The sequence below is a fragment of the Enterobacter sp. PTB genome (assembly GCF_051130085.1).
GTDB classification, from domain to species: Bacteria; Pseudomonadota; Gammaproteobacteria; order Enterobacterales; family Enterobacteriaceae; genus Enterobacter; species Enterobacter ludwigii.
Genome location: NZ_JBDKEE010000018.1, coordinates 1 through 24,582 on the forward strand (window position 1 = coordinate 1; position 24,582 = coordinate 24,582).

The window sequence follows — 24,582 nt, forward strand, 5'->3', positions numbered from 1 at the left end:
CCAGGCATCAATTAAAAGAACCCCGTACCGTATGGTGCGGGGTTTTTTGCTTTGGGTTTTTCCCGCTGCCGGAGAGAGCATCAGACAGCACACCAATTCAAAATAAACGCGGCGATCTCTTCAATGTTATTCAAATCCAGTACCGGTATCTCCAGATCCAGGGCTACGTCACTGGCGACTGCAATTACATGCTCATCGAGCGTCAGCTCGTGAACATCATGCCCGGCATGGCTTCTGAACAGCAGGATCTTCGCCACCGCGTCATGCTTAAACCCCTCAACCAGCACCAGATCCAGAGTAGAGAGATCCATCCGGCTAACCAGATACATGAGATCCAGCGGCGCTTCATCCGGTGTTTCAGTCATCAATGCCCAGCGCTGATCACTCGCCACCATCGTTTGGGCTGCTCCCGCCTTACGCAGCTCATAGCTGTCTTTTCCCGGCTTATCGACATCCATATTGTGATGCGTATGCTTAATTAATCCGGGGCGAACACCTTTAGCGCAAAGCGCAGGGATCAGTTTTTTCAGCAGCGTCGTTTTCCCGGTACCACTCCAGGCTGAAATGGCCAAAACAGGTATCATTTTTTCTCCTGCATCATCTGCAAATCTTCTGTGGTATTGACGTTCATAAACGCCGACTTCAAATCGCTAAAATCAACGGGATGGCCGCCTGACTGGCGCATAAAAGTCATCACCCTGCGCTCTCCTGCCGTCAGGTACTCCTGTAACGCCGGAACTAACGAACGGTGGATCAACGCAACAGCAGGGTGGTCACGCTCACCGTCATGGGCCCAGACAACGGGTGCGCTACCACGAAGCCGTACCATGCGTTCGACAAGACAAGACGGAATAAACGGGGTATCACACGGACAGAAGATAAACCACTCCCCGTGCGACTGCTGCATAACCGAAAGCATACCGGCCAGCGGCCCGGGGTAATTCTCCTGCGTATCCTCGTAAACGGGATACCCGCTACGCTGATAAACATCTCTATGCCTGTTAGCGCTGATGACCATTGTCATGACCTGGTCCGCAAGCGTATCAGCGACATGCTGCCAGAGTGGCTTACCGTTAAGGAGCTGAAGACCTTTATCTTTCCCCCCCATTCGGGTTGCCTTGCCACCCGCCAGAACAACGCCGATTATTTGCTGGCCATGATTCATGAATATCGCCTCTTTTATTGTGGGATTGACCCTGCTAACGTGTCACTCTCAATGAAAGGAGCACCACCATGAAATGTAAACGTCTGAATGAAGTCATTGAACTCCTCCAGCCGGCCTGGCAAAAAGAGCCAGAGCTTAATCTGATGCAATTTTTACAGAAACTGGCGAAAGAGTCAGGTTTTGACGGCGAACTGACAGACCTTTCTGACGATATCCTGATCTACCATCTCAAAATGCGCGACTCTGCCAAAGACGCTGTTATTCCTGGTATTCAGAAAGATTATGAGGAAGATTTTAAAACCGCGTTGCTGCGCGCACGTGGCGTAATTAAAGAGTAAAAGCTTGTAAGCGGCGGCACCGAAATCGCCACAAGATGATATCCTGAATCATTCGTATAATTTCCGGATGATCGGATGAACGACCAGGCTTTTACTTTCCAGACATTACACCCGGATACCATTATGGATGCGCTGTTTGAACAGGGTATTCGGGTGGATTCCGGGCTAACCCCCTTAAATAGCTACGAAAACCGCGTCTATCAGTTTCAGGACGAGGATCGTCAGCGCTTCGTCGTAAAGTTCTATCGCCCTCAACGTTGGTCCGCAGAACAAATTCAGGAAGAGCACCAGTTTGCTCACGATCTGCTGGATGATGATGTTCCCGTTGCCGCGCCGCTTAAATTTAATAACCAAACGCTGCTCACCCACGAAGGGTTTTACTACGCCGTATTCCCAAGCCTGGGGGGCCGCCAGTTTGAAGCGGATAATATCGATCAGATGGAGTGGGTTGCCCGATATCTGGGACGCATTCACCAGACAGGACGCAAAGAAGACTTTATTGCCCGTCCGACAATCGGTATTCAGGAATACCTGCTTGAACCTCGTCAGGTATTTGAAACCTCGGCGCTAATCCCCAAAGCGCTTAAGGATAATTTCCTCAACGCGACCGATAAACTTATTGATGCGGTGAAAACCTGCTGGCGCGATGATATTTCCGTTCTGCGTCTGCACGGCGATTGTCACGCTGGTAATATTCTCTGGCGTGATGGCCCGCTGTTCGTCGATCTCGATGATGCACGTATGGGGCCAGCGGTTCAGGACCTGTGGATGCTGCTCAATGGCGATAAAGCTGAGCAACGGATGCAGCTTGAAACGATTATTGAGGCCTATGAAGAGTTTAGCCCTTTTAATTCAGACGAAATTGTCCTGATTGAACCTTTACGCGCGATGCGTTTTGTTTATTATCTCGCATGGTTAATCAGGCGTTGGGACGATCCTGCATTTCCCCGTAATTTCCCGTGGCTTACCGGAGAGGATTACTGGCGCAGCCAGATATCCACATTTACTGAGCAGGTTAAGGTTCTTAAGGAGCCCCCTCTGCAATTAACGCCGATGTATTAATTGGACACACCCAGGAGAGAGTTAATCATGAAAAAAATTTGGCTGGCGCTGGCAGGTATGATTCTGGCATTTAGCGCTTCTGCTGCGCAGTTTACCGACGGCAAACAGTATACGACGCTGGAAAAGCCAGTCGCTGGCGAGCCACAGGTTCTGGAGTTCTTCTCGTTCTATTGCCCACATTGCTATCAGTTCGAGCAGGTGCTGCATGTTTCCGATAACGTGAAGAAAAAGCTGCCAGAAGGCACCAAAATGACCAAGTATCACGTTGAGTTCCTGGGCCCATTGGGTAAAGACCTGACTCAGGCGTGGGCGGTAGCTATCGCGCTGGGCGTGGAAGATAAGATCACTGCACCAATGTTTGAAGCAGTCCAGAAAACCCAGACAGTTCAGACGACTGCAGATATCCGTAAAGTCTTCGTGGATGCCGGTGTGAAAGGTGAAGAATACGACGCGGCATGGAACAGCTTTGTGGTGAAATCTCTGGTAGCCCAGCAGGAAAAAGCCGCCGCAGACCTTCAGCTGCAGGGCGTTCCGGCGATGTATGTTAACGGCAAATATCAGCTGAACACGCAGGGCATGGACACCAGCAGCATGGATATCTTCGTACAGCAGTACGCGGATACCGTGAAATATCTGGTCGAGAAGAAGTAAGAGCAATAAAGAAAAAAACGCCGGTCACTGACCGGCGTTTTTGTATGAAGATTTAATCTTTTCTATCTGTTCATCTTTCTCATTCCAGAGCGTATTCAGCCAACGCTGGAAAAGACGTTTGAAATTCTTATCGTTAACGTAATCCCCGTGCAACCCGTCATCAACCGGCACCAGCTCGATGCGTACAACGATCCGCGTCAGCTTGCCGCTGAGCATATCGAAGAAGGGTGTCCTGTCGTTTTCCGGATAGCAGAGCGTGACGTTGAGTAATTTATCGAACTGCGCGCCCAACACGTTAAGCGCCATCGCAATGCCCGCAGCCTTGGGCGGCAGCAGGTGCTGATAAGGAGAGCGAGTTTGTTGACGCTTCTCTTCCGTAAAGCGCGAGCCTTCCACGAAGTTCACAATGGTTGTTGGATGCGCGCGAAATTTTTCGCAGGAACGGCGCGTGGTTTCCACATCTTTACCACGATGCTCCGGATGACGAAGCAAATAGCTGCGCGAATAGCGTTTCATAAACGGCATATCAAGCGCCCAGCAGGCCAGACCGATAAAAGGCACCCAGGCGAGCTGCTGTTTCAGGAAGTATTTGTTCATCGGGATATGTTTGCGGAAAAGCACGCATAACACCACGATGTCTGCCCAGCTGTGGTGGTTGCAGATAAGCAGGTACCAGTTCTTTTTGTTGAGGCCTTCAAGCCCTTCCACATCCCACTTCAGGTGTGGGTTCAGGTACAACAGGAACGCCAGTCCTTCACACCAGCAGTACATCATGAAATTACAAAATGCGGATACGGCTCGCCATACCACGGGCACGGGCAGCAGCAACTTAATGATTCCGGCAACAATGATCGGCACAGAACAGGCGACAGTCACCAGAATAGTTAAAATGATGCTTAAAGGTAATGTTATTGCTGCGAGCAATCTCGACATGATGAGCTTTTTCAGATGGTTAGCTGTAAGTGAGCGGCCGGCTATCCGGTGCAGGGCGCTGATTTTATCAGAAATCAGACAAAATAAGGGTGCTTTCATGCCAGGCGTTGCGGGATAACGCCCGGGAGCAGAAGATTTCGCTATAACGGCGTGCGGCCCAGGGCTTATATCCACATAGACTAAATTGTCATCAATTGACCATAAAGATCAAATGAAACATAATAACTCTATGATATATAGCATCTATTTATTATGAGGTATGTACTTTTAGCGTCTGTTATTCCTGTGGCGTAAAAGTATGCACAAACTTATCCACAGATTTATTTTTGCGAGCGATCCTCACGATCGCAAAATCTTTTCCTGTATCTGGCGCTAATAACTGATGTTTTCATCCTTCTGTGGCATCCTTTACGCATAAATTGATTAAAGGCACGGACATTATGGTTCAGATCCCAGAAAACCCTCTTATTCTCGTCGACGGCTCTTCTTACCTGTATCGGGCGTACCATGCGTTTCCTCCTCTGACCAATAGCGCAGGGGAACCTACCGGCGCAATGTACGGCGTGCTAAACATGCTGCGCAGCCTGATCCTTCAGTACCAGCCAACCCATGCGGCAGTGGTGTTTGATGCGAAAGGTAAAACCTTCCGCGACGAGCTTTTTGAGCATTACAAATCTCACCGTCCGCCAATGCCTGACGATCTGCGTGCGCAGATTGAACCGCTGCACGCGATGGTAAAAGCGATGGGCTTGCCGCTGCTGGCCGTCTCTGGGGTCGAAGCCGATGACGTAATAGGTACGCTGGCACGTGAAGCAGAAAAAATGGGTCGTCCGGTACTGATCAGTACAGGGGATAAAGATATGGCGCAGCTGGTAACGCCGGGTATCACCCTGATTAACACCATGACCAACACCATCCTGGGGCCTGAAGAGGTGGTCACAAAATATGGCGTGCCGCCAGAGCTGATTATCGACTTCCTCGCGCTGATGGGCGACTCCTCGGATAACATCCCAGGCGTACCAGGCGTGGGTGAAAAGACCGCCCAGGCGCTGCTTCAGGGATTGGGCGGGCTGGATACGCTGTACGCGGAGCCGGACAAAATCGCCGGGCTCTCCTTCCGTGGTGCAAAAACCATGGCCGGAAAGCTGGAAGAGAACAAAGAGGTGGCTTATCTCTCCTATAAGCTGGCAACCATTAAAACCGATGTTGAACTGGAACTGGGTTGTGAGCAGCTTGAAGTGCAGCAGCCTTCCGCAGACGAACTGTTAAGCCTGTTTAAGAAATACGAATTCAAGCGCTGGACCACGGACGTGGAAGCCGGTAAATGGCTGCAGGCAAAAGGGGCCAAACCGGCTGCTAAGCCAAAGGAGACGATTGTCGTTGATGCCGAAGAGCTGGCAGAAGAAGAGGCCATCGCGCTCTCTTTCGACAATTACGAAACCCTCCTTGAAGAGTCACAGCTGGTGGCGTGGATTGAGAAGCTCAAAAAAGCGCCGTTCTTTGCCTTCGATACGGAAACCGACAGCCTCGATAACATTTCCGCCAATATGGTCGGCCTGTCATTTGCGACGGAGCCGGGAATGGCGGCCTATGTGCCCGTTGCACATGATTACCTCGATGCACCTGATCAGATCCCGCGTGAGCGTGTGCTGGAGCTGCTGAAGCCGATTCTGGAAGATGACAAGGCGCTTAAGGTCGGGCAAAACCTCAAATATGATCGCGGCATTCTGCAAAACTATGGCATTGAGCTGCGCGGCATTGCGTTCGATACCATGCTGGAATCTTACATTCTCGACAGCGTGGCGGGTCGTCATGATATGGACTCCTTATCCGACCGTTGGCTCAAGCATAAGACCATTACCTTTGAAGAAATTGCCGGAAAAGGTAAAAACCAGCTCACCTTCAATCAGATTGCCCTGGAAGAAGCGGGTCGCTACGCGGCTGAAGACGCCGATGTCACGCTGCAACTGCACCTGAAGATGTGGCCAAAACTGCAGAAGCACGAAGGTCCGCTGAACGTGTTCCAGCACATTGAGATGCCACTGGTACCTGTGCTCTCGCGCATTGAGCGCAACGGCGTAAAAATTGATCCGACGGTGCTGCATAACCACTCTGGAGAACTGGCGCAGCGGTTGACCGAGCTTGAGCAGAAGGCGCATGAGCTTGCTGGCGAACCGTTTAACCTTTCGTCTCCGAAACAGCTTCAGACCATCCTGTTTGAAAAACAGGGAATTAAGCCGCTGAAGAAAACCCCTGGCGGCGCGCCATCAACGTCTGAAGAAGTGCTTGAGGAACTGGCGCTGGATTACCCGCTGCCAAAAGTGATTCTCCAGTACCGTGGTCTGGCGAAGCTGAAGTCTACCTATACCGATAAACTTCCGCTGATGATCAACCCTAAAACGGGCCGCGTGCATACCTCGTATCATCAGGCTGTGGCGGCGACCGGTCGTCTCTCCTCGACCGATCCAAACCTGCAGAACATCCCGGTACGCAATGAAGAAGGCCGTCGTATCCGTCAGGCGTTTATCGCGCCAGACGACTACCTGATCGTCTCGGCCGATTACTCGCAAATTGAGTTGCGTATTATGGCGCACCTGTCACGCGACAAGGGGCTGCTGACGGCCTTTGCGGAAGGAAAAGATATCCACCGTGCAACGGCGGCTGAAGTCTTTGGGCTGCCGCTGGACAGCGTGACTCACGAGCAACGTCGCAGTGCGAAGGCGATCAACTTCGGTCTGATCTACGGCATGAGCGCCTTTGGCCTTTCGCGCCAGCTCAACATTCCGCGTAAAGAGTCGCAGAAGTATATGGATCTCTACTTCGAGCGTTATCCGGGCGTGCTGGAATATATGGAACGCACCCGTGCGCAGGCGAAGGAGAAAGGCTACGTCGAAACCCTGGATGGTCGTCGCCTTTATCTGCCGGACATCAAATCAAGCAACGCCGCACGTCGTGCCGGTGCAGAACGTGCTGCCATCAACGCCCCGATGCAGGGGACGGCGGCAGACATTATTAAGCGTGCGATGATCGCAGTTGATGCCTGGCTGGAAAAAGAGAAGCCACGCGTGAAGATGATCATGCAGGTACACGATGAACTGGTATTCGAAGTCCACAAAGATGATCTGGACACCGTGTCGAAGAAGATCCACGAACTTATGGAAAGCAGCATGACCCTTGACGTGCCGTTGCTGGTGGAAGTGGGCAGCGGTGAAAACTGGGATCAAGCTCACTAAGGGTTCTGCCAATAACGCGCTTTTTATGTAAGTTAGCAACATAACAAAGTGCGTTTTGTGACGATCATTAGAATTCCCTATGTAAAGAATGAAAAAAAACTACAAAAAGTGCTTTTTCTACAGCAAAAAAAGGGGTAGAGTTATTCGCGTAGGGTACAGAGGTAAGATGTTCTATCTTTCAGACCTTTTACTTCACGTAATCGGATTTGGCTGAATATTTTAGCCGCCCCAGTCAGTAATGACTGGGGCGTTTTTTATTGCGGCAAAGAAAAATCCAGGCAAAAAAAAGCGCGGACATCGCCGCGCTCGGTATTACTCTTCTTCCGCTTCCGTCGCGGGTTCCAGCTCGTTGAACCAGCTATCGAGCTTCTGACGCAGCTTGTCGACACCCTGCTTTTTCAGCGAGGAGAACGGCTCCACCTGTACGTCGCCGTTAAAAGCCAGCACCGCTTCGCGAACCATATTCACCTGCGCTTTACGCGCGCCGCTCGCCAGCTTATCCGCTTTAGTCAGCAGTACCAGCACGGCTATCTCACTTGAGACAGCCCAGTCGATCATCTGCTGATCGAGATCTTTCAGGGGATGGCGGATATCCATCAGCACCACCAGACCTTTCAGGCACTGGCGTTTTTCCAGGTATTCACCCAGCGCACGCTGCCATTTGATCTTCATCTCTTCCGGAACTTGCGCGTAACCATATCCCGGTAAGTCGACCAGGCGTTTGCCTTCTGCCACTTCAAACAGGTTAATCAGCTGAGTACGGCCAGGTGTTTTTGAGGTACGCGCCAGGCTCTTCTGATTGGTCAGCGTATTCAGGGCGCTGGATTTGCCCGCGTTAGAGCGGCCAGCAAAAGCCACTTCAATGCCAGTATCAGAAGGAAGGTGGCGGATATCGGGCGCACTGGTGACAAAATGCGTCTGTTGGTAGTTCCAGGTAGTCACGTGGTCGTCTCCAAAATCGTAATCTGAGGGGGATTATACCTGAATGCCGGCAAAAGACTTTTTTGATTGCACAGCGCCTGTAAGTTAAAACCCTGGCGGTTGTGAGAGATCGGCTATGAATACTATGGGAGATTTCAGAGAATTCGCAGGCGTTAAAAAAGCCAAATTGTTTTAAATCATAAGCTTATTCTCGGGTAATTATCTGAAAATCCGTTTTTGTGCCGTTTCGTTGCTTGTCAGTTTAACTGAACAGGGTAAAGTGTGCGTCAGGGCGAGGAAGCCAACAGGAAACAGACTTAAGGATTAGGGTCAGGAGCGCCAGGAGGCGAAGACGCAGGATTGTCAGGATGACCAACGCCTGGAGGCGTTTTAACAGGAAACGGAACCGTATCACGGACGGTATTAGCCAAGGGATAAACAGGGTTTGTTGTTGGCAAACACGGAATGTCTGACCCGTTAAGGGTTGTGAGTCAGGAAAAAAGGCGACAGATTGCTCTGTCGCCTTTTTTCTTTGCTTGCTTTCTGCTAGATTTCGCCGCAATTCTATACTGAAGAAAACGACTTAAAGATAAAACATCATGAAAAAACCGACCTCCGCTGCGGGCGCTAAACGCCCTGCAAAAGCACACCGCAAAACGCGCGAAGAACTGAACCAGGAATCGCGCGATCGCAAACGCGATAAAAAACATCGCGGTCATGCTGCGGGTAGCCGTGCAAACGGTGGTGATGCTTCTGGCGCTTCTGCGAAAAACAAGCAGCAGAAAGACCCACGTATTGGCAGTAAAACACCTGTTCCACTGGGCGTGACAGACACCCCGGTCACTAAGCAGCACAAACCAAAGAGCGAGAAACCTATGCTTTCACCGCAGGCTGAGCTGGATTTGCTGGAGAACGATGAGCGCCTGGACGCGCTGCTGGAACGTCTTGAAGAGGGTGAAACCCTAACCGCCGAAGAGCAGTCATGGGTTGATGCCAAACTGGACCGCATTGATGAGCTGATGCAGAAGCTGGGTCTGTCTTACGACGATGACGAAGACGAAGAAGAAGACGAAAAGCAGGAAGATATGATGCGTCTTCTGAAGGGTGGAAACTAACATTTGCATCCGGCAGGGACGATAGTCCTGCTAATAACCCTTCCGGTTATATGTTATCTGGTGTGGTTATTCGTTAAACTACGGCGGTTGTCGCGGCGACAGAAGTGGCTGCGCACCCGAGTGATGGCCCGCGATGGGGCCAGAACGGGCCGCCGTATGCGAACGCGACACCAACGGAAGGAGTGAGCATGTCTGTACCAACTATCGACTGGGATTTGGCCCTAATCCAGAAATATAACTATTCCGGGCCGCGTTATACGTCATACCCCACCGCGCTGGAGTTCTCCGATAGTTTCGGCGAGGCGGCGTTTCAGCAGGCTGTCGCGCGCTACCCCGAGCGACCGCTGTCGCTCTATGTCCATATTCCGTTCTGCCACAAGCTTTGCTACTTCTGCGGCTGCAATAAAATCGTTACCCGTCAGCAACATAAAGCCGATCAGTATCTGGATGCGCTTGAGCAGGAAATTTTGCACCGTGCCCCGCTGTTTTCCGGCCGTCACGTCAGCCAGCTTCACTGGGGTGGGGGTACGCCAACGTATCTGAATAAAGCGCAGATCAGCCGTTTAATGACGCTCCTGCGCAACAACTTCCGTTTTAACGACGATGCTGAAATCTCGATCGAGGTCGATCCGCGCGAAATTGAGCTGGATGTACTGGATCACTTACGCGCTGAAGGTTTCAATCGCCTGAGCATGGGTGTTCAGGATTTCAACAAAGAGGTGCAGCGGCTGGTGAACCGTGAGCAGGATGAAGAGTTTATCTTTGCCTTACTCAACCACGCCCGCGATATCGGCTTTACGTCGACCAATATCGACCTGATTTACGGCCTGCCTAAGCAAACGCCGGAGAGCTTCGCCTTCACGCTGAAACGCGTGGCCGAACTCAACCCGGACCGCCTGAGCGTCTTTAACTATGCGCATCTGCCGACGCTGTTTGCCGCTCAGCGCAAAATCAAAGATGCCGACCTGCCTTCTGCCCAACAGAAGCTGGATATTCTGCAGGAAACCATCGCCTCGCTGACCGAAGCCGGTTATCAGTTCATCGGCATGGATCACTTTGCTCGTCCGGATGACGAGCTGGCTATTGCCCAGCGCGAAGGCGTACTGCATCGAAATTTCCAGGGCTACACCACCCAGGGCGACACCGATTTGCTGGGGATGGGCGTCTCCGCCATCAGCATGATCGGTGACTGCTACGCGCAGAACCAGAAAGAGCTGAAGCTTTACTATCAGCAGGTAGATGACGCGGGCAACGCGCTGTGGCGCGGTATCGCGTTAACGCGCGATGACTGCATCCGTCGTGACGTGATTAAGGCGCTCATCTGTAACTTCCGTCTTGATTTCAGCGACGTGGAAGCGCAGTGGGATCTGCATTTCAGCGATTACTTTGCTGATGACCTGAAGCTGTTAGCGCCTCTGGCAAAAGATGGGCTGGTGGATGTTTCAGAACGTGCAATTGACGTGACACCCAAAGGGCGCCTGTTGATTCGTAATATCTGCATGTGCTTCGACGCCTATCTGCGTCAGAAAGCGCGTCTGCAGCAGTTCTCACGCGTCATTTAAGACGTGCCAACATATTTGGCCGGGTAAGGCGAAGCCGCTACCCGGCTTTTTTGTTAGCGACTCTCTAGCTAAACAGCCCAACCAGCGCCGCGCACAGCACAGCAGCAACGGCTGTTTGTGGCGTGTGGCTTTCGGCTGCTCCACTTGAGAGCATATTCACTAATGTTTCCAGCATGATGATCACCCTCACTTTCCGGGCACGATCATACAAAAATCATTGATACAGTAAAGCGCAAAATAGCAGCAATTTGCGCTCAATTAGTAACCTTTACACACGGGTAAAGATCACTCCATGCCCAGCTCTTTCAGCTTACGCGTCAGGGTATTACGTCCCCATCCCAGCAGGCGTGCCGCTTCCTGCTTATGGCCCTGTGTATGGCGGAGTGCGGTGGTCAACAGCGTGCGCTCCATCTCGGGCTGGGCTTCAGACAGCAAGTTTTGATGACCGGAACGCAGCGCGCGATCGGCCCACTGCGCCAGCAGCGTCGCCCAGCTGTCCGGCAATGCATGTCCGGTGCTGCTTTCTGGCGCAGTCGCTTCAAACAGTTCAGCCGGTAAATCCTGAATCAGGACTTCCTGTCCGGCGGCCATTACGGTCAACCAGCGACAGGTGTTTTCCAGCTGACGCACGTTGCCCGGCCACGCCAGACGGGTGAGGGCGGCATCGGTTTCCGGGTGCAGCTGCTTGGCTTCCACGCCCAGCTCGCGGGCAGCGACCTGCAGAAAATGGCGCGCCAGGCGGGGAATATCTTCACGGCGTTCACGTAGCGGTGGCAAATGAACGCGGATCACGTTCAGGCGATGGAATAAATCCTCACGGAATTTACCTTCCTGGACGCGCTGCTCCAGATTCTGGTGCGTCGCGGCAATAATGCGTACATCGACCTTCACCGGCGCATAGCCACCTACGCGATAAAACTGTCCGTCGGCCAACACGCGCAGCAAACGGGTCTGGACATCCAGCGGCATATCGCCGATTTCATCCAGGAAGAGTGTTCCACCGTCAGCCTGTTCGAAGCGACCCTGGCGAATGGTATTCGCGCCGGTAAAAGCCCCTTTCTCATGGCCAAACAGTTCGGATTCAATTAAATCCTTTGGGATGGCGGCCATATTTAGAGCGATAAACGGTGCTTTTGCCCGCGGGCTGTGGCGATGTAAGGCATGCGCTACCAGCTCTTTACCGGTTCCCGATTCACCGTTAATCAGTACGCTGATGGACGAGCGTGACAGACGGCCAATGATACGAAACACATCCTGCATGGCTGGCGCTTCGCCAATGATGTCCGTCGTGGGCCCGAAGTCAGGCGTGTGACGAGGCTGCTGCTGCTCCTGGTAGTGGCTGATCGCGCGCTCAACCAGGGCGACCGCTTCGTCGATATCAAACGGTTTGGGCAGGTAATCGAACGCCCCTTGCTGATAGGCGCTCACCGCGGCGTCCAGGTCGGAATGCGCCGTCATTATGATGACCGGAAGCATAGGATGGCGTTGTTTGATCTGCTTTAAAAGCGCCAGCCCGTCCATTCCCGGCATGCGAATATCCGAAAGCAGCACATCCGGCGTTTTGGTGGTGAGTGCGTCGAGCACTTCGCTGCCGCTCTCAAACGTCGTGCAGCTTAATCCTGCCCCTGTGAGCGCGCGTTCAAGCACCCAACGGATGGAGCTATCGTCATCGACTACCCAGACTATCCCTCGTTGCATAAACGTCACCTTTATTTTTTAATCGGCAGGAAAACCGAAAACTCGGTATGTCCCGGCCAACTGGTAAATTCAATTTTTCCAGAGTGTTGATCGATCAAACTACGGGCAATGGATAACCCCAGGCCGGTACCGCCTTCGCGACCGCTGACCATCGGGTAGAACAGGGTGTCCTGAAGATGCGACGGAATACCCGGCCCGTTGTCCTCAACGTCGATGCGGGCAGCCAGACGATAGCGCACGCCGTGCAGTGTGAGCTGGAACGCGGTGCGGGTGCGCAAAATAATTTCGCCCCCTTCCGGCCCCAGCGCCTGCAGGGCATTACGCACAATATTCAGCAAGACCTGCTCAATCTGATCCGGGTCGTGCGCCAGTTCCGGCAGGCTTGGGTCGTAGTCACGGACCAGCGTGACGTTCTCCGGCAGCTCCATCGAGACGAGTTTCACAACCCGCTCAGCCACTTTATGAATACTTTCTGAGACATGCATGCCGGGCTGTTGCGGCCCGAGCAGACGGTCAACCAGGTTACGCAGGCGGTCTGCCTGCTCAATGATGACGTTGGTGTACTCCGCCAGCGCAGGGTCGGGCAGCGCTTTGGTCAGGAGTTGTGCCGCACCGCGTAAGCCACCCAGCGGGTTCTTGATTTCATGCGCCAGGCCTCGCACCAGGTCACGGGCGGCAATTTGCTGGGCATGCTGAAGTTGTTCCTGGCTCAGGCGGCGCTGATTATCCATCGGTGCCATTTCAAGCAGGATCAGCCCTTCAGGAAGCCGTTGTGCGGTAAGCGATAAAATATGTGAGCGCCCGTCGATCACCAGCGTGACTTCGTTATCGGTAAAGCCCTGACCGGCCTGCAGACTTTCTTGCATCAGGCCAATATTCAGCGAGAAATAGCTCAATAATTCCGGAAGCGGGGTGCCAAACAGTTTGCGTGAGCTCTGGGCGAGCAGCTGCTGCGCCGCCGGGTTGGCGTAATGTACGGCCAGCTCGTCGTCGACCAGCAAAATACTGTTAATCAAAGAATTGAGGATCTGCCCAGCATCGGGCAGCGTGCCAGTTGCCATTCAGCAGTCTCCTGGAGTTGGTTGCACTAATTTAGTGCAGTATAGCTTTTTCGTCGTAAAAAGCGCGTGAGATCAGTTTGTTGGTGGAGAAAAAAGCCCATCCGGAGATGGGCTGAAAGTTTCCACGGCAACAAATAAAAGCTTGTGAGATCGCGCGTAAAAGGGCGCGCGAAACTCATTGAAACTTAAACGCTGTAGTACAGTTCGAACTCAACCGGGTGTGGCGTCATACGCACACGGTCGTTCTCTTCAGTACGCAGGGCGATGTAAGCATCGATAGCGTCGTCAGTGAACACGCCACCCGCAGTCAGGAACTCGCGGTCTGCGTCCAGCGCCTGCAGGGCTTCTTCCAGAGAGCCTGCAACCTGTGGGATCTCTTTCGCTTCTTCTGGCGGCAGGTCGTACAGGTTTTTGTCCATAGCTTCGCCTGGGTGGATCTTGTTCTTGATACCGTCCAGACCCGCCATCAGCAGTGCTGCGAAGCACAGGTATGGGTTAGCAGCTGGATCCGGGAAGCGAACTTCGATACGACGCGCTTTAGGAGACGCTACCACAGGGATACGGATAGAAGCAGAACGGTTACGCGCAGAGTACGCCAGCATTACCGGTGCTTCGTAGCCTGGGACCAGACGCTTGTAGGAGTTAGTGGTTGGGTTCGCCAGGGCGTTGATCGCTTTAGCGTGTTTGATTACGCCGCCAATGTAATACAGAGCCTGCTCAGACAGACCGGCATATTTGTCGCCAGAGAACAGGTTGGTTCCGTTCTTGGACAGAGACATGTGGCAGTGCATACCGGAACCGTTATCGCCAAACATTGGTTTTGGCATGAAGGTCGCGGTTTTACCGAAACGGTGCGCAACGTTGTGCACAACGTATTTGTAGATCTGAATTTCGTCTGCTTTTTTGGTCATGGTGTTGAAGCGGGTTGCCACTTCGTTCTGACCCGCAGTCGCCACTTCGTGGTGGTGAGCTTCAACCACTAGGCCCATCTCTTCCATCACCAGACACATGGTGGAACGGATGTCCTGAGCGGAGTCGACCGGAGGAACCGGGAAGTAACCGCCTTTAACGCCAGGACGGTGACCTTTGTTACCACCTTCGTATTTGGTGGAGGAGTTCCATGCACCTTCGATATCGTCGATGGCAACGTGGGAGCCAGAAATAGAGGCACCGAAACGGATGTCATCAAACAGGAAGAATTCTGGCTCTGGCCCGAACAGTACGGTGTCTGCGATACCGGTTGAACGCAGGTACTCTTCAGCGCGTTTCGCGATGGAGCGTGGGTCGCGGTCGTAGCCCTGCAGTGTGCCTGGCTCGAGGATGTCGCAACGGATGATCAGGGTTGGTTCTTCGAAGAACGGATCAATGACCGCAGTGGAAGCGTCAGGCATCAGAACCATGTCAGATTCGTTGATACCTTTCCAGCCGCCAATGGAGGAGCCGTCAAACATTTTGCCTTCTTCAAAGAATTCGGCGTTTACCTGATGAGCAGGAATAGTGACGTGCTGTTCTTTACCTTTGGTATCGGTGAAGCGCAGATCAACAAACTTCACTTCATGTTCGTTCAGCATCGTCAAAACGTGTTCAGCGGACATACTTAACTCTCCAGATTGGTCATTGTCGTCGTGGTAACGAGGTCTTCAATTTCTGTCTTGGGCTGGCTGTGTGCCATTTTTTTGCCGTATTTTTATAAAGCGAAATCTGTGCCAACTTTTAAAACACCCCAAAAAGGCGTTATCATGCGCACCATAGTGCAAAAGTGCTGCACCACAATGGTTATGTTGCACCAGTATAGTGCTTCAGTGTGAACACTGAGCACCATATTGGTGCAATTTTCGTTAAAGTGCCCTTTTTACGCTCCGTGAAAGCGATCACAAAGCATCTCTGCAATACTTGTTTGCGGGGGATGTTTGTGATCCTGTTTTGTAGTGCGATTAATCCGTGTACAATAACGCGCTATTTCTAATGCCTGAGGCAAAGTTGTGATCGAAAATTTGCGTAACATCGCCATCATCGCGCACGTCGACCATGGTAAAACCACCCTGGTTGATAAGCTGCTGCAGCAGTCCGGTACGTTTGATGCTCGTGCCGAAACTCAAGAGCGTGTGATGGACTCCAACGATTTGGAGAAAGAGCGTGGGATTACTATCCTCGCGAAAAACACCGCTATCAAATGGAATGACTACCGTATCAACATCGTTGATACCCCAGGGCACGCCGACTTCGGTGGTGAAGTTGAGCGCGTGATGTCCATGGTGGATTCCGTGCTGCTGGTGGTTGACGCATTTGACGGCCCAATGCCGCAAACGCGCTTCGTGACCAAAAAAGCATTTGCCCATGGCCTGAAACCTATTGTTGTTATCAACAAGGTTGACCGTCCGGGCGCGCGTCCTGACTGGGTTGTTGATCAGGTGTTCGACCTGTTCGTTAACCTCGACGCGACCGACGAGCAGCTGGACTTCCCTATCATTTACGCTTCGGCGCTGAATGGTATCGCGGGTCTGGATCACGAAAATATGGCGGAAGACATGACTCCGCTGTATCAGGCGATTGTCGATCACGTACCGGCTCCGGATGTTGATCTTGATGGTCCGCTGCAGATGCAGATCTCCCAGCTGGACTACAACAACTACGTTGGCGTTATCGGTATCGGCCGCATCAAACGCGGTAAAGTGAAGCCGAACCAGCAGGTTACTATCATCGATAGCGAAGGCAAAACCCGTAACGGTAAAGTGGGCAAAGTGCTGACTCACCTGGGTCTGGAGCGTATCGACAGCGAACTGGCTGAAGCGGGCGACATCATCGCGATTACCGGTCTGGGCGAGCTGAACATCTCTGACACCATCTGCGACCCGCAGAATGTGGAAGCGCTGCCAGCCCTGTCCGTTGATGAACCAACGGTAACCATGTTCTTCAACGTCAACACCTCTCCGTTCTGTGGCAAAGAAGGTAAATTCGTTACCTCTCGTCAGATCCTTGACCGCCTGAACAAAGAGCTGGTGCACAACGTTGCGCTGCGCGTTGAAGAAACTCAGGATGCTGACGCATTCCGCGTTTCTGGTCGTGGTGAGCTGCACCTGTCTGTTCTGATCGAAAACATGCGTCGTGAAGGTTTCGAAATGGCGGTTTCCCGTCCGAAAGTTATCTTCCGCGAAATCGACGGCCGTAAACAAGAGCCGTTCGAGAACGTAACGCTGGACGTTGAAGAGCAGCATCAGGGTTCTGTTATGCAGGCTCTGGGTGAGCGTAAAGGCGACCTGAAAAACATGAATCCAGATGGCAAAGGCCGCGTACGTCTCGACTACGTGATCCCAAGCCGTGGTCTGATCGGTTTCCGTTCAGAGTTCATGACCATGACGTCCGGTACCGGTCTGCTGTACTCCACCTTCAGCCACTACGACGACGTTCGTCCGGGTGAAGTTGGTCAGCGTAACAACGGCGTGCTGATCTCCAACGGTCAGGGTAAAGCGGTTGCGTTTGCGCTGTTCGGTCTGCAGGATCGCGGTAAGCTGTTCCTGGGTCACGGTGCTGAAGTTTATGAAGGCCAGATCATCGGTATTCACAGTCGTTCTAACGACCTGACTGTAAACTGCCTGACCGGTAAGAAACTGACCAACATGCGTGCGTCCGGTACTGACGAAGCAACGGTTCTGGTTCCACCGATCAAGATGACCCTGGAGCAAGCTCTGGAGTTCATCGATGACGACGAACTGGTAGAAGTGACCCCACTGTCTATCCGTATCCGTAAACGTCACCTGACCGAGAACGATCGTAAACGTGCAATGCGCGGTGCGAAAGAAGAGTAATACGGTCAATCCGTAGGCCGGGTAAGCGCATGCGCCACCCGGCACGTAAAAAGCCGCTGAGCGATCAGCGGCTTTTTTTATTATCAGAACGAATACCTTAACCCCAGGCGGATACGGTACTGCTCGCGGTTGTAATCATTCCATCTGTCCAGCCACTGGAGCTCGAGATAGGGCAGCCAGTTTTTATCGATTTTATAGCTAAATTTGTGAGTGATTTCCCAGTGATGGTCTTTGCCATTTTTGCTGTGGTAATCGTTCACGCGCTGGAAAAAATGCGGTTCAAAGGTATAGAAAAACGCATCCGTGACCTTGAAATTCCAGTAGTTAGCGAATTCGTGGGTGTCGTTTTTATCCATCTGGCCGTTGTAGTCTGGCGTATCGTAATTGTTGTGGTTATAGCGATAACGGAAGGTCAGGTTAAACCAGTCGAGAAATTTATAATTGGTATCCAGATAGATAGCGCCTCCGGACCCGGCGCTGCTGTCATTCAGTAAACCGCCAGGCTGAAAGGTGAGTTTATCGGTCGGTTTAAAAAGCGGATACCACCCTTCAATTTCGTTATAGCTGTGCTTAAGCTCGTCCCATTTGCCCACGTTATAGGCGTTAGTGAACATCAGCCCCGCGCCCTTATCGAAGTTATAGCCGGCACGCAGGATCACTTCGTGCAGTTCAGAGGCCGTATTATAGGCTTCGCGCGTTTCGACATAGGCGCCGGCAACTGCCGAGCAGGACACAGACGACACAACCAGTGCAGTAACGATTCTTTTCATAATCAGTCCATGTATGAGGTACAGAAAGGCCCCCCTCCTGTTACACAGGAAGGGAATCAGGGCCGGATTTATTGTTATAAAGTGACTGCTGACGCTTTATTGTTGGTGGTTAACTCAGGGGGTTTTGCGGGTTGTTTTTTCCGTTTTCCAATCTCCTCAATAATAAAGGCGAAGCGTGCTTCGTTGAGTTTATAAAAGAGTCCCATGGTTATCGCGGCAACGATCGCCAGGCCGCACGGCCAGAGAAAAATTAGCTGACGGAGCCCCAGTAGCGTGCCCGCACTCTGCACGGCGTGTGGAATGTAGCCAATCTGCGTCAACATAATGCCCGGCAGGAAACCGGCGAGGGCGGCGGAGATTTTGCGTGAGAAGGTATAACCGGTATAAACCGACCCTTCGGCGCGAATGCCTGTTTTCCACTCGCCATAATCAACGGTATCGGGCACCAGCGCCCAGTTGAGGCTGTTTACGAATGCCGTACCGAAAAAAGCCATGCAGGAAAAGAGCACAAAGAGCAGGGAGCTGGTTCCCCAGAGGAAGTTCATTACGTCGCCCACGGCCCACAGCGTCAGCCCGCCAAGGTAGACCGGCTTCTTGCCGAAGCGCTTAACCGCGCCAGGCACCAGAAACACGCCAACCAGAATGCAGCCCATACTGAAAAAACCCATCCACGACAGCAGATGCAGATCGTTTAGCACGTACTGGGTGTAGTAGACCTGAATCGCCAGTTTGATATTAAACGCGGCGAGGGTGCAAAGGTTGGCGATACACAACACCAGCAACGGCGGGTTGCGGAAAATGGCACAGAAGGATTTCAGGATGCCAGGCTTATGATGATCGGGCGTGACCTCCACATAGCGCTCTTTCACACCGCTGTAGCACCACCACATGCAGAACAGACCGCCGGTGACGAACACCAGTGCGGCCACCAGATAGCCGAGAGAGGGCTGGCTGACAAACAGCGCCTGAATTGGCATAAACCCCACGGTGCAGAGCAACAACCCAACCGTTGCGCCGCCCTGACGCCAGGCTGCAAGCTGCGCACGCTCGTTCGGATTTTTAGTGATGGCGGGAACCATCGCGCCGTAAGAGCAGTTCATCAGGCTATAACAGAGGCCAAACATCATGAAGAGCAGGGTGGCGATAGCGGTTTTCACCGTCAGGCTAAAATCGGTGGCCACAAACTGCGCCGTGGCCACCAGGGCAACCGGCACCGAGGCATAAAGAATAAACGGCCTGAATTTGCCTCTGGCACCGATGTTACGCCGCGAATCCAGCAACACCCCGGTCAGCATGTCGGTGAATGCGGTAAAGAACTTCGCCACCAGGAAAATAATGCCGCCATAAAAAGCGGGCATGCCCAGTTCATCAGTATAAAACTTCAGCAGATACAGCGTGCCAATACAGAGCATCAGGTTAGAGCCAAAATCGCCCATCCCGTAGGCGCACTTTTCGCGCAGGCTCAGCTTCAGGGTTAACGGATCACTCTTGTGTGTCATGGTCGATCCTCACAGCGCCCCGCAGGGCGCTCTCTCAAGTCAGTTATGCTGTACGTTTGCGCAGTTCAATTTCTTCCACGATGCGCACATACATCTTTTCGTTGAGGTTGTAGAAACAGCCCATCGCCACGATGGTGATGACGGCCAGCAGACTGGGGTAGATAAATATCAGCTGCCGCAGCCCTTCAACCGTTCCGGCGGATTGCACCACGTTCGGCACATAGCCGATTTGCGTGAGCATGATGCCGGGGAAGAAGCCGGCCAGCGCCTGTGAGACCTTCCGGAAGAAGGTAAAGCCGGTATAGACCGTCCCTTCGGATCGCACGCCGGTGCGCCACTCGCCGTACTCCACGGTATCGGACACCAGCGCCCAGTTGAGGCTGTTCACGAAGGCTGAGCCGAAGAAGGCCAGACAGGAGAACGCCACAAAGCTCACCGAACCACCGCCAAAGAAGTAGTTGAGCAGGTCGCCTGCCACCCAAATCAGCAGCCCGCTGATATAGACCTTTTTCTTGCCGAAGCGACGCACCGCGCCGGGCATCATAAAGACGCCGATAAAAATGCAGCCCATGCTGAAAAAGCCCATGTAGGACAACAGAATAGGGTCGTTCAGCACGTACTGCGTGTAATAAACCTGAATGGCGAGCTTAACGTTAAAGGCCCCCAGCGTGCACAGGTTGGCGATGCAGAGAATAAACAGCGGTCGGTTACCGGCGATGGCGCGAAACGACTGCAGCAGGCCGGGCTTCTGGGCTGGATTGGCGGGCTGCATCTCAACGTAACGCTCGGTCACGCCCTTATAGCACCACCACATAAAGAACAGCCCGAACAGCGAGAAGAGGGTCGCGGCAAAGATATACCCAAGCTGGTCATTGCCTTCAATCAGGTTCATTACCGGCACAAACCCGACGGTACAGAGCAGCAGGCCAAGCGTGGCGCCACCCTGACGCCAGGCGGCCAGCGAAGCGCGCTCGTCCGGGTTTTTGGTAATGGCCGGCACCATCGCACCGTAGGAGCAGTTCATCATGCTGAAGAACAGGCCGTAAAGCATGAACAGCACGGTCGCCATCACCGTTTTGCCGGTGATTTCAAACGGCGTGCCGACAAAGTTTGCGATGGCCAGTAACGTCACCGGGAACGCCGCATACAGCACGAACGGGCGGAATTTGCCCTTAGGACCGATCTTGCGTCGGGAATCGAACATGATACCCGTACCCATATCGGTGAAGGCGGTGAAGAACTTGGCAATCAGGAAGATGATTCCGCCGTAGGTGCCAGGCAGGCCAAGAACGTCGGTGTAGAACTTCAGCAGATACAACGTGCCGATATCCAGAAGGATGTTAGAGCCGAGATCGCCCATCCCGTAGGCGAGTTTCTCTTTAAACGGCAGGCGTAGCGTTGCCGGATCGGAAGCGTGTTGACGCATTATTGTTCTCCATCTGCCCGCAGGCTTCCCTGCGGGCGAGCCTTATCAGATATGACGTAAGGTGCTAAACAGGTCTGCCCATTCGCTTTGCTGGCGATAAAACACCGGCGGTTTGCCGAGCGGAGCGTCAACGGTGATGTCACCGCCCTCATGCGTTTCACCCGTCCAGGCATTCACCCAGGTGTCCTCAGGCAAATAGAGCGTCCAGTCACGACGGCCTTCTTCATGGACCGGTGCCACCAGCAGATCGCGGCCAAACAGATACTGGTATTTCAGCGTGTAGCTGCGCGCATCGTTTTCGTAATGCAGGAACAGCGGGCGCATCACCGGCAGGCCGCTTTTCGCATTCTGCGCAACGGCGGCTTTGATGTAGGGCTTCAGGGTAGTGAAGACGGTCGTCATACGCGCAAAGTGGGCGATGGTTTCGCCGTCGCCATCAAACTGCCAGTTATCGCCAGGGCGGTTGCCCTCGTGGGTACGCATCATCGGTGTGAAGGCGCTGAAGTCGCACCAGCGCAGCAGCAGCTCTTTGCTGCGTTTCATCTCAAACAGCGTGGTATAACCGCCGATGTCGCTGTGATGCAGCCCGTGCCCGGTCATTGCCAGTGAGAGCGCCGCAGGAACCACTGATGCCAGACCGTCGTCCAGGCTCCAGTCGACGTTCTGATCGCCGGCCCACATCATCACCGAGTGTTTCTGGCTGCCGGTATAACCCGCGCGCATAAAGAACAGGATCTCGCCGAGCTTGCCGGTCTCTTCCAGCGCCTCGTAGTTACATTTCGCCCATAGCGCAGGCCAGGCGTTATGCATGATTTCCGCGCTCACGCCGTTGTGCAGGAAGGTATCAGTCGGCAAATATTCACCAAAATCAGCCATCCAGCCGCCACAGCCCAGCGCTATCAGGTTCTTTTTGATGACCTCTTTGTACCAGTCGTAGGCTTCCGGATTCGTCAGGTCGATAACGCCCGCGTAGAACTCGCCGAACTCGACGTGATAGTCCTGACCGTCGGCGTTTTTGGTCAGATAACCGCGTTTCGCCGCCTCTTCACAGAGGTCTCTGTCGCTGGCCACGTAAGGGTTGATATAGGAGAGGAACTGCACGCCCTCCTGCTTCCACTGCGGGATACGTGTATCCAACTGCGGATACAGATCGCTGTTCCACTTCCAGTTCCACATCACGCGTTTGCCAAAGGAGGTCATCCGGATGCCGGACCAGTCCTGCGCCCAGATACCGTTCACCTTCACACCGCCGTTGCGCATGGTGTCGAGCTTTTGCTGGCACACGTCGGTGCCGCCCTGAACGCCCAGCGTTACCCCGTCGTAAACCCAGTCCGGCAGTTCGGGCTGACGGCCCAGTAACCCGGTCAGTTTTTCCAGCAGATCGACATACGTTTGCGCACATTCGAAGCGCAGCGTGGCGTTATCTTCCCAGAAGGCCAGCTCGTGGAACGCCGGCGCGCTGAAGTCGAAATTCATATAACAGCTGTTATCCACGTGGCAGTAGTACTTCTGGGTACTCACAAAGGTGGGTTGCGGGAAGAAGGTCCAGTAGTAATCGCCGCCCGCGTTCTCTTTGCAGTCTGCCTGCCAGGTGACGTAGGTCTGCTTATTACGGCCCACGCCCTGCTCACTGGTCCACAACGGGAACGGCTTGCCGCGCAGGTCGAAGTAGGAGAACTGCTCTCCGCAACCATAGATATGATCCTCGGGCTGGGCCGCCAGCCGCAGCCAGATGCGGTTATGGCAGGTGGCATCATTTTTGAGTTTCAGCTCCAGGCGTCCTTCGGCATCCACACCCACCAGTAGCGTGGCGCTGACGGCGTCACTCCGGGTAAAGCGAATCGCCCAACCCGCATTTTGCGGCGCGACGGTGGCCTCGGTCAGGGCAATTTTTTCGTTGAGTTTGTCTTTGATGCTGAAGTTGCCGCGAAACATCTCGATATCGGCTTCACCTGCGCCGATCCACAGGCACGGGGTGTCGGCGGTGTGGGACAGAATCAGACGATCCTGCCAGCTCAGGGTGAAACCGTGTTCACTGCTTTTAAGAATAATATTGTGTAGGGTACGCATAAGATCTCCGTTTTTATTATTTGGCCTGGCTATCCAGTAATCCGGCGGCAACGGCCGGGGCTAACCCTGGCGCCAGCGGTAAGCGAGGGATCACCAGGCAATGCAGCAGATGATAAATATCCTGCTTGCCGTCCCAGACTTTGGTGGTCACTTCGTTATGGATATCCAGCTCCTGCCACCATGAACCGTTCTCGTAGTCGATCAGGTATTTGATGCAGTAATCCCACCATTTCTGATACCAGGCTTCGTACTGCGCCTCGCCGGTGACGGTATAGAGCGCATAGGCCGTTCCCATCGCTTCGACAATCGGCCAGCGCACGCGCTCGCGAACGATGGGTTTACCGTCCCAGCCAACGGAATAGACAAAACCGTCGGCACCATCGGGTGCCCAGGCGTCGCGGATTGTGGCGTGGAACAAGCCTTTTGCATCTTCCAGCAGCCATGCGGGTGGTGTTTCAAAACGCGCTTCCAGCGCAGCGCGCAGGTGCAGCATCAGGCGGCCCCACTCGATCCAGTGGCCTGGCGTACCGCCGTAGGCGCGAAAACGGTGAGCGGGGTTATCAATGTTGTAATCGCGGATGGGGTTCCACTGCGTATCGAAATGCTCATTAACCCGGTACTCGCCCTTGCGTGCCACGTCGTGAATGATCACCGAAGCAATGCGCAGGGCGCGGTCGAGCCATTTACGGTCATGCGTTACGTCATACACAATCAGGAAGGCTTCGACAGCGTGCATATTGGCGTTGCCGCCACGGTACTCTTCGGTTTTGCTGAAGGCCTCATCCCAGGATTCCAGGCACATCTGTTCCTGTTCGCTCCAGAAATAACGCTCAATCACCTCGATGGCATCGTCCAGTAACTTGCGAGCCTGTGGATGGCCGGTGGTGACGGCGCTGGCCGCGCCCAGCAAAACAAAGAAATGCTGATAGCCCTGCTTGGAGGCATCCATAACGCCTTCATCGTTAATACAGGCGTACCAGCCGCCATATTGCCGGTCACGCAGCGGACCATTCAGGGCGTTGATGCCATGCTCCACCAGGGCATATGCGCCGGGACGCCCCATGTTTGCCGCCACGGCATAAACGTGCAGCATACGGGCGGTGATCCACAGATGCGTGCCCATATCGCTGCGCACCTGACCGTTATTGCCCAGCCAGCCAAAACCGGTCGGCACGGCGGCGTTTTTACCGAAATCGAGAATGCGGTCAGTCTCTTGTTCAAGCCAGCGGTTATGGCTCAGGGTGTTAAACCATTTCATGTTCGGGTCCTTTC

Annotated in this window: 21 protein-coding genes; 8 read left to right on the top strand and 13 right to left on the bottom strand. The window is 53.5% G+C overall.

Features of this window, described 5'->3' with window-relative positions; all coding sequences use genetic code 11:
* Window positions 1–80: 80 nt before the first annotated feature.
* Complete coding sequence (gene mobB, locus AAIR21_RS19540) at window positions 81–584, bottom strand: molybdopterin-guanine dinucleotide biosynthesis protein MobB (protein WP_020883993.1); 504 nt, start codon at window positions 582–584, stop codon at window positions 81–83.
* Window positions 581–1,165, bottom strand: a complete 585-nt coding sequence (mobA, locus tag AAIR21_RS19545; RefSeq protein ID WP_020883992.1) for a molybdenum cofactor guanylyltransferase MobA — start codon at window positions 1,163–1,165, stop codon at window positions 581–583. The genes mobB and mobA overlap by 4 nt, the downstream gene beginning before the upstream one ends.
* A gap of 68 nt (window positions 1,166–1,233) precedes the next feature.
* Between mobA and AAIR21_RS19550 the strand changes: the two genes are divergently transcribed.
* The 3 genes from AAIR21_RS19550 to dsbA all read left to right on the top strand — a co-directional run bounded on the left by AAIR21_RS19550 (window position 1,234) and on the right by dsbA (window position 3,216).
* On the top strand, window positions 1,234–1,503 hold the full coding sequence (locus tag AAIR21_RS19550) for a YihD family protein (RefSeq protein WP_010436801.1): 270 nt from the start codon (window positions 1,234–1,236) through the stop codon (window positions 1,501–1,503).
* A 75-nt stretch (window positions 1,504–1,578) separates the two neighbouring features.
* Window positions 1,579–2,565, top strand: a complete 987-nt coding sequence (locus tag AAIR21_RS19555; RefSeq protein ID WP_020883991.1) for a serine/threonine protein kinase — start codon at window positions 1,579–1,581, stop codon at window positions 2,563–2,565.
* A gap of 27 nt (window positions 2,566–2,592) precedes the next feature.
* Entirely contained in the window at window positions 2,593–3,216 is a 624-nt protein-coding gene (gene dsbA, locus AAIR21_RS19560) for a thiol:disulfide interchange protein DsbA (RefSeq protein WP_020883990.1), read from the top strand.
* 24 nt (window positions 3,217–3,240) lie between these two features.
* Here dsbA and AAIR21_RS19565 read toward each other — a convergent pair whose 3' ends face one another.
* Window positions 3,241–4,092: an acyltransferase gene (locus tag AAIR21_RS19565; RefSeq protein WP_230075073.1), complete on the bottom strand. Its 852-nt coding sequence runs from the start codon at window positions 4,090–4,092 to the stop codon at window positions 3,241–3,243.
* Here AAIR21_RS19565 and AAIR21_RS19570 point away from each other — a divergent pair.
* Complete coding sequence (locus tag AAIR21_RS19570) at window positions 3,989–4,267, top strand: hypothetical protein (RefSeq protein ID WP_223862563.1); 279 nt, start codon at window positions 3,989–3,991, stop codon at window positions 4,265–4,267. The genes AAIR21_RS19565 and AAIR21_RS19570 overlap by 104 nt on opposite strands.
* Window positions 4,268–4,589: 322 nt before the next feature.
* Window positions 4,590–7,382: a DNA polymerase I gene (gene polA / locus AAIR21_RS19575; protein ID WP_032679270.1), complete on the top strand. Its 2,793-nt coding sequence runs from the start codon at window positions 4,590–4,592 to the stop codon at window positions 7,380–7,382.
* Window positions 7,383–7,694: 312 nt separating this feature from the next.
* Here the strand turns inward: polA and yihA are convergent, their stop codons facing one another.
* A complete protein-coding gene (gene yihA / locus AAIR21_RS19580; RefSeq protein WP_014172255.1) occupies window positions 7,695–8,324 on the bottom strand; it encodes a ribosome biogenesis GTP-binding protein YihA/YsxC in 630 nt (209 codons plus the stop codon).
* Between the two features lie 578 nt (window positions 8,325–8,902).
* Between yihA and yihI the strand changes: the two genes are divergently transcribed.
* Together yihI and hemN are read left to right on the top strand one after the other, a co-directional pair.
* Window positions 8,903–9,418: a Der GTPase-activating protein YihI gene (gene yihI / locus AAIR21_RS19585; protein WP_014172254.1), complete on the top strand. Its 516-nt coding sequence runs from the start codon at window positions 8,903–8,905 to the stop codon at window positions 9,416–9,418.
* Window positions 9,419–9,606: 188 nt separating this feature from the next.
* A complete protein-coding gene (hemN, locus tag AAIR21_RS19590) occupies window positions 9,607–10,980 on the top strand; it encodes an oxygen-independent coproporphyrinogen III oxidase (RefSeq protein WP_113657040.1) in 1,374 nt (457 codons plus the stop codon).
* Window positions 10,981–11,044: 64 nt separating this feature from the next.
* Here hemN and AAIR21_RS19595 read toward each other — a convergent pair whose 3' ends face one another.
* The 4 genes from AAIR21_RS19595 to glnA all read right to left on the bottom strand — a co-directional run bounded on the left by AAIR21_RS19595 (window position 11,045) and on the right by glnA (window position 15,334).
* On the bottom strand, window positions 11,045–11,155 hold the full coding sequence (locus tag AAIR21_RS19595) for a YshB family small membrane protein (protein ID WP_032670298.1): 111 nt from the start codon (window positions 11,153–11,155) through the stop codon (window positions 11,045–11,047).
* 110 nt (window positions 11,156–11,265) lie between these two features.
* Window positions 11,266–12,678: a nitrogen regulation protein NR(I) gene (glnG, locus tag AAIR21_RS19600; RefSeq protein WP_020883985.1), complete on the bottom strand. Its 1,413-nt coding sequence runs from the start codon at window positions 12,676–12,678 to the stop codon at window positions 11,266–11,268.
* Window positions 12,679–12,689: 11 nt separating this feature from the next.
* Window positions 12,690–13,739 carry a nitrogen regulation protein NR(II) gene (gene glnL / locus AAIR21_RS19605; RefSeq protein ID WP_014172250.1) on the bottom strand — a complete coding sequence of 350 codons (1,050 nt, stop codon included), beginning with the start codon at window positions 13,737–13,739 and terminating at the stop codon, window positions 12,690–12,692.
* 185 nt (window positions 13,740–13,924) lie between these two features.
* Complete coding sequence (gene glnA / locus AAIR21_RS19610; RefSeq protein WP_014172249.1) at window positions 13,925–15,334, bottom strand: glutamate--ammonia ligase; 1,410 nt, start codon at window positions 15,332–15,334, stop codon at window positions 13,925–13,927.
* 387 nt (window positions 15,335–15,721) lie between these two features.
* Between glnA and typA the strand changes: the two genes are divergently transcribed.
* On the top strand, window positions 15,722–17,545 hold the full coding sequence (gene typA, locus AAIR21_RS19615; protein WP_014172248.1) for a ribosome-dependent GTPase TypA: 1,824 nt from the start codon (window positions 15,722–15,724) through the stop codon (window positions 17,543–17,545).
* A gap of 83 nt (window positions 17,546–17,628) precedes the next feature.
* Here typA and ompL read toward each other — a convergent pair whose 3' ends face one another.
* The 5 genes from ompL to yihS form a co-directional block, all read right to left on the bottom strand.
* On the bottom strand, window positions 17,629–18,315 hold the full coding sequence (gene ompL, locus AAIR21_RS19620) for a porin OmpL (protein WP_020883984.1): 687 nt from the start codon (window positions 18,313–18,315) through the stop codon (window positions 17,629–17,631).
* Between the two features lie 74 nt (window positions 18,316–18,389).
* A complete protein-coding gene (locus AAIR21_RS19625; protein WP_020883983.1) occupies window positions 18,390–19,814 on the bottom strand; it encodes an MFS transporter in 1,425 nt (474 codons plus the stop codon).
* Window positions 19,815–19,857: 43 nt separating this feature from the next.
* Window positions 19,858–21,240, bottom strand: coding sequence for an MFS transporter (locus AAIR21_RS19630; RefSeq protein ID WP_434682038.1), 1,383 nt, complete (start codon window positions 21,238–21,240; stop codon window positions 19,858–19,860).
* Window positions 21,241–21,285: 45 nt separating this feature from the next.
* Entirely contained in the window at window positions 21,286–23,310 is a 2,025-nt protein-coding gene (locus tag AAIR21_RS19635; protein WP_079231559.1) for an alpha-glucosidase, read from the bottom strand.
* A 16-nt stretch (window positions 23,311–23,326) separates the two neighbouring features.
* Window positions 23,327–24,568 (bottom strand): sulfoquinovose isomerase, encoded by a 1,242-nt coding sequence (gene yihS / locus AAIR21_RS19640; RefSeq protein ID WP_059306256.1) that lies wholly within the window; start codon window positions 24,566–24,568, stop codon window positions 23,327–23,329.
* Between the last annotated feature and the right edge of the window lie 14 nt (window positions 24,569–24,582).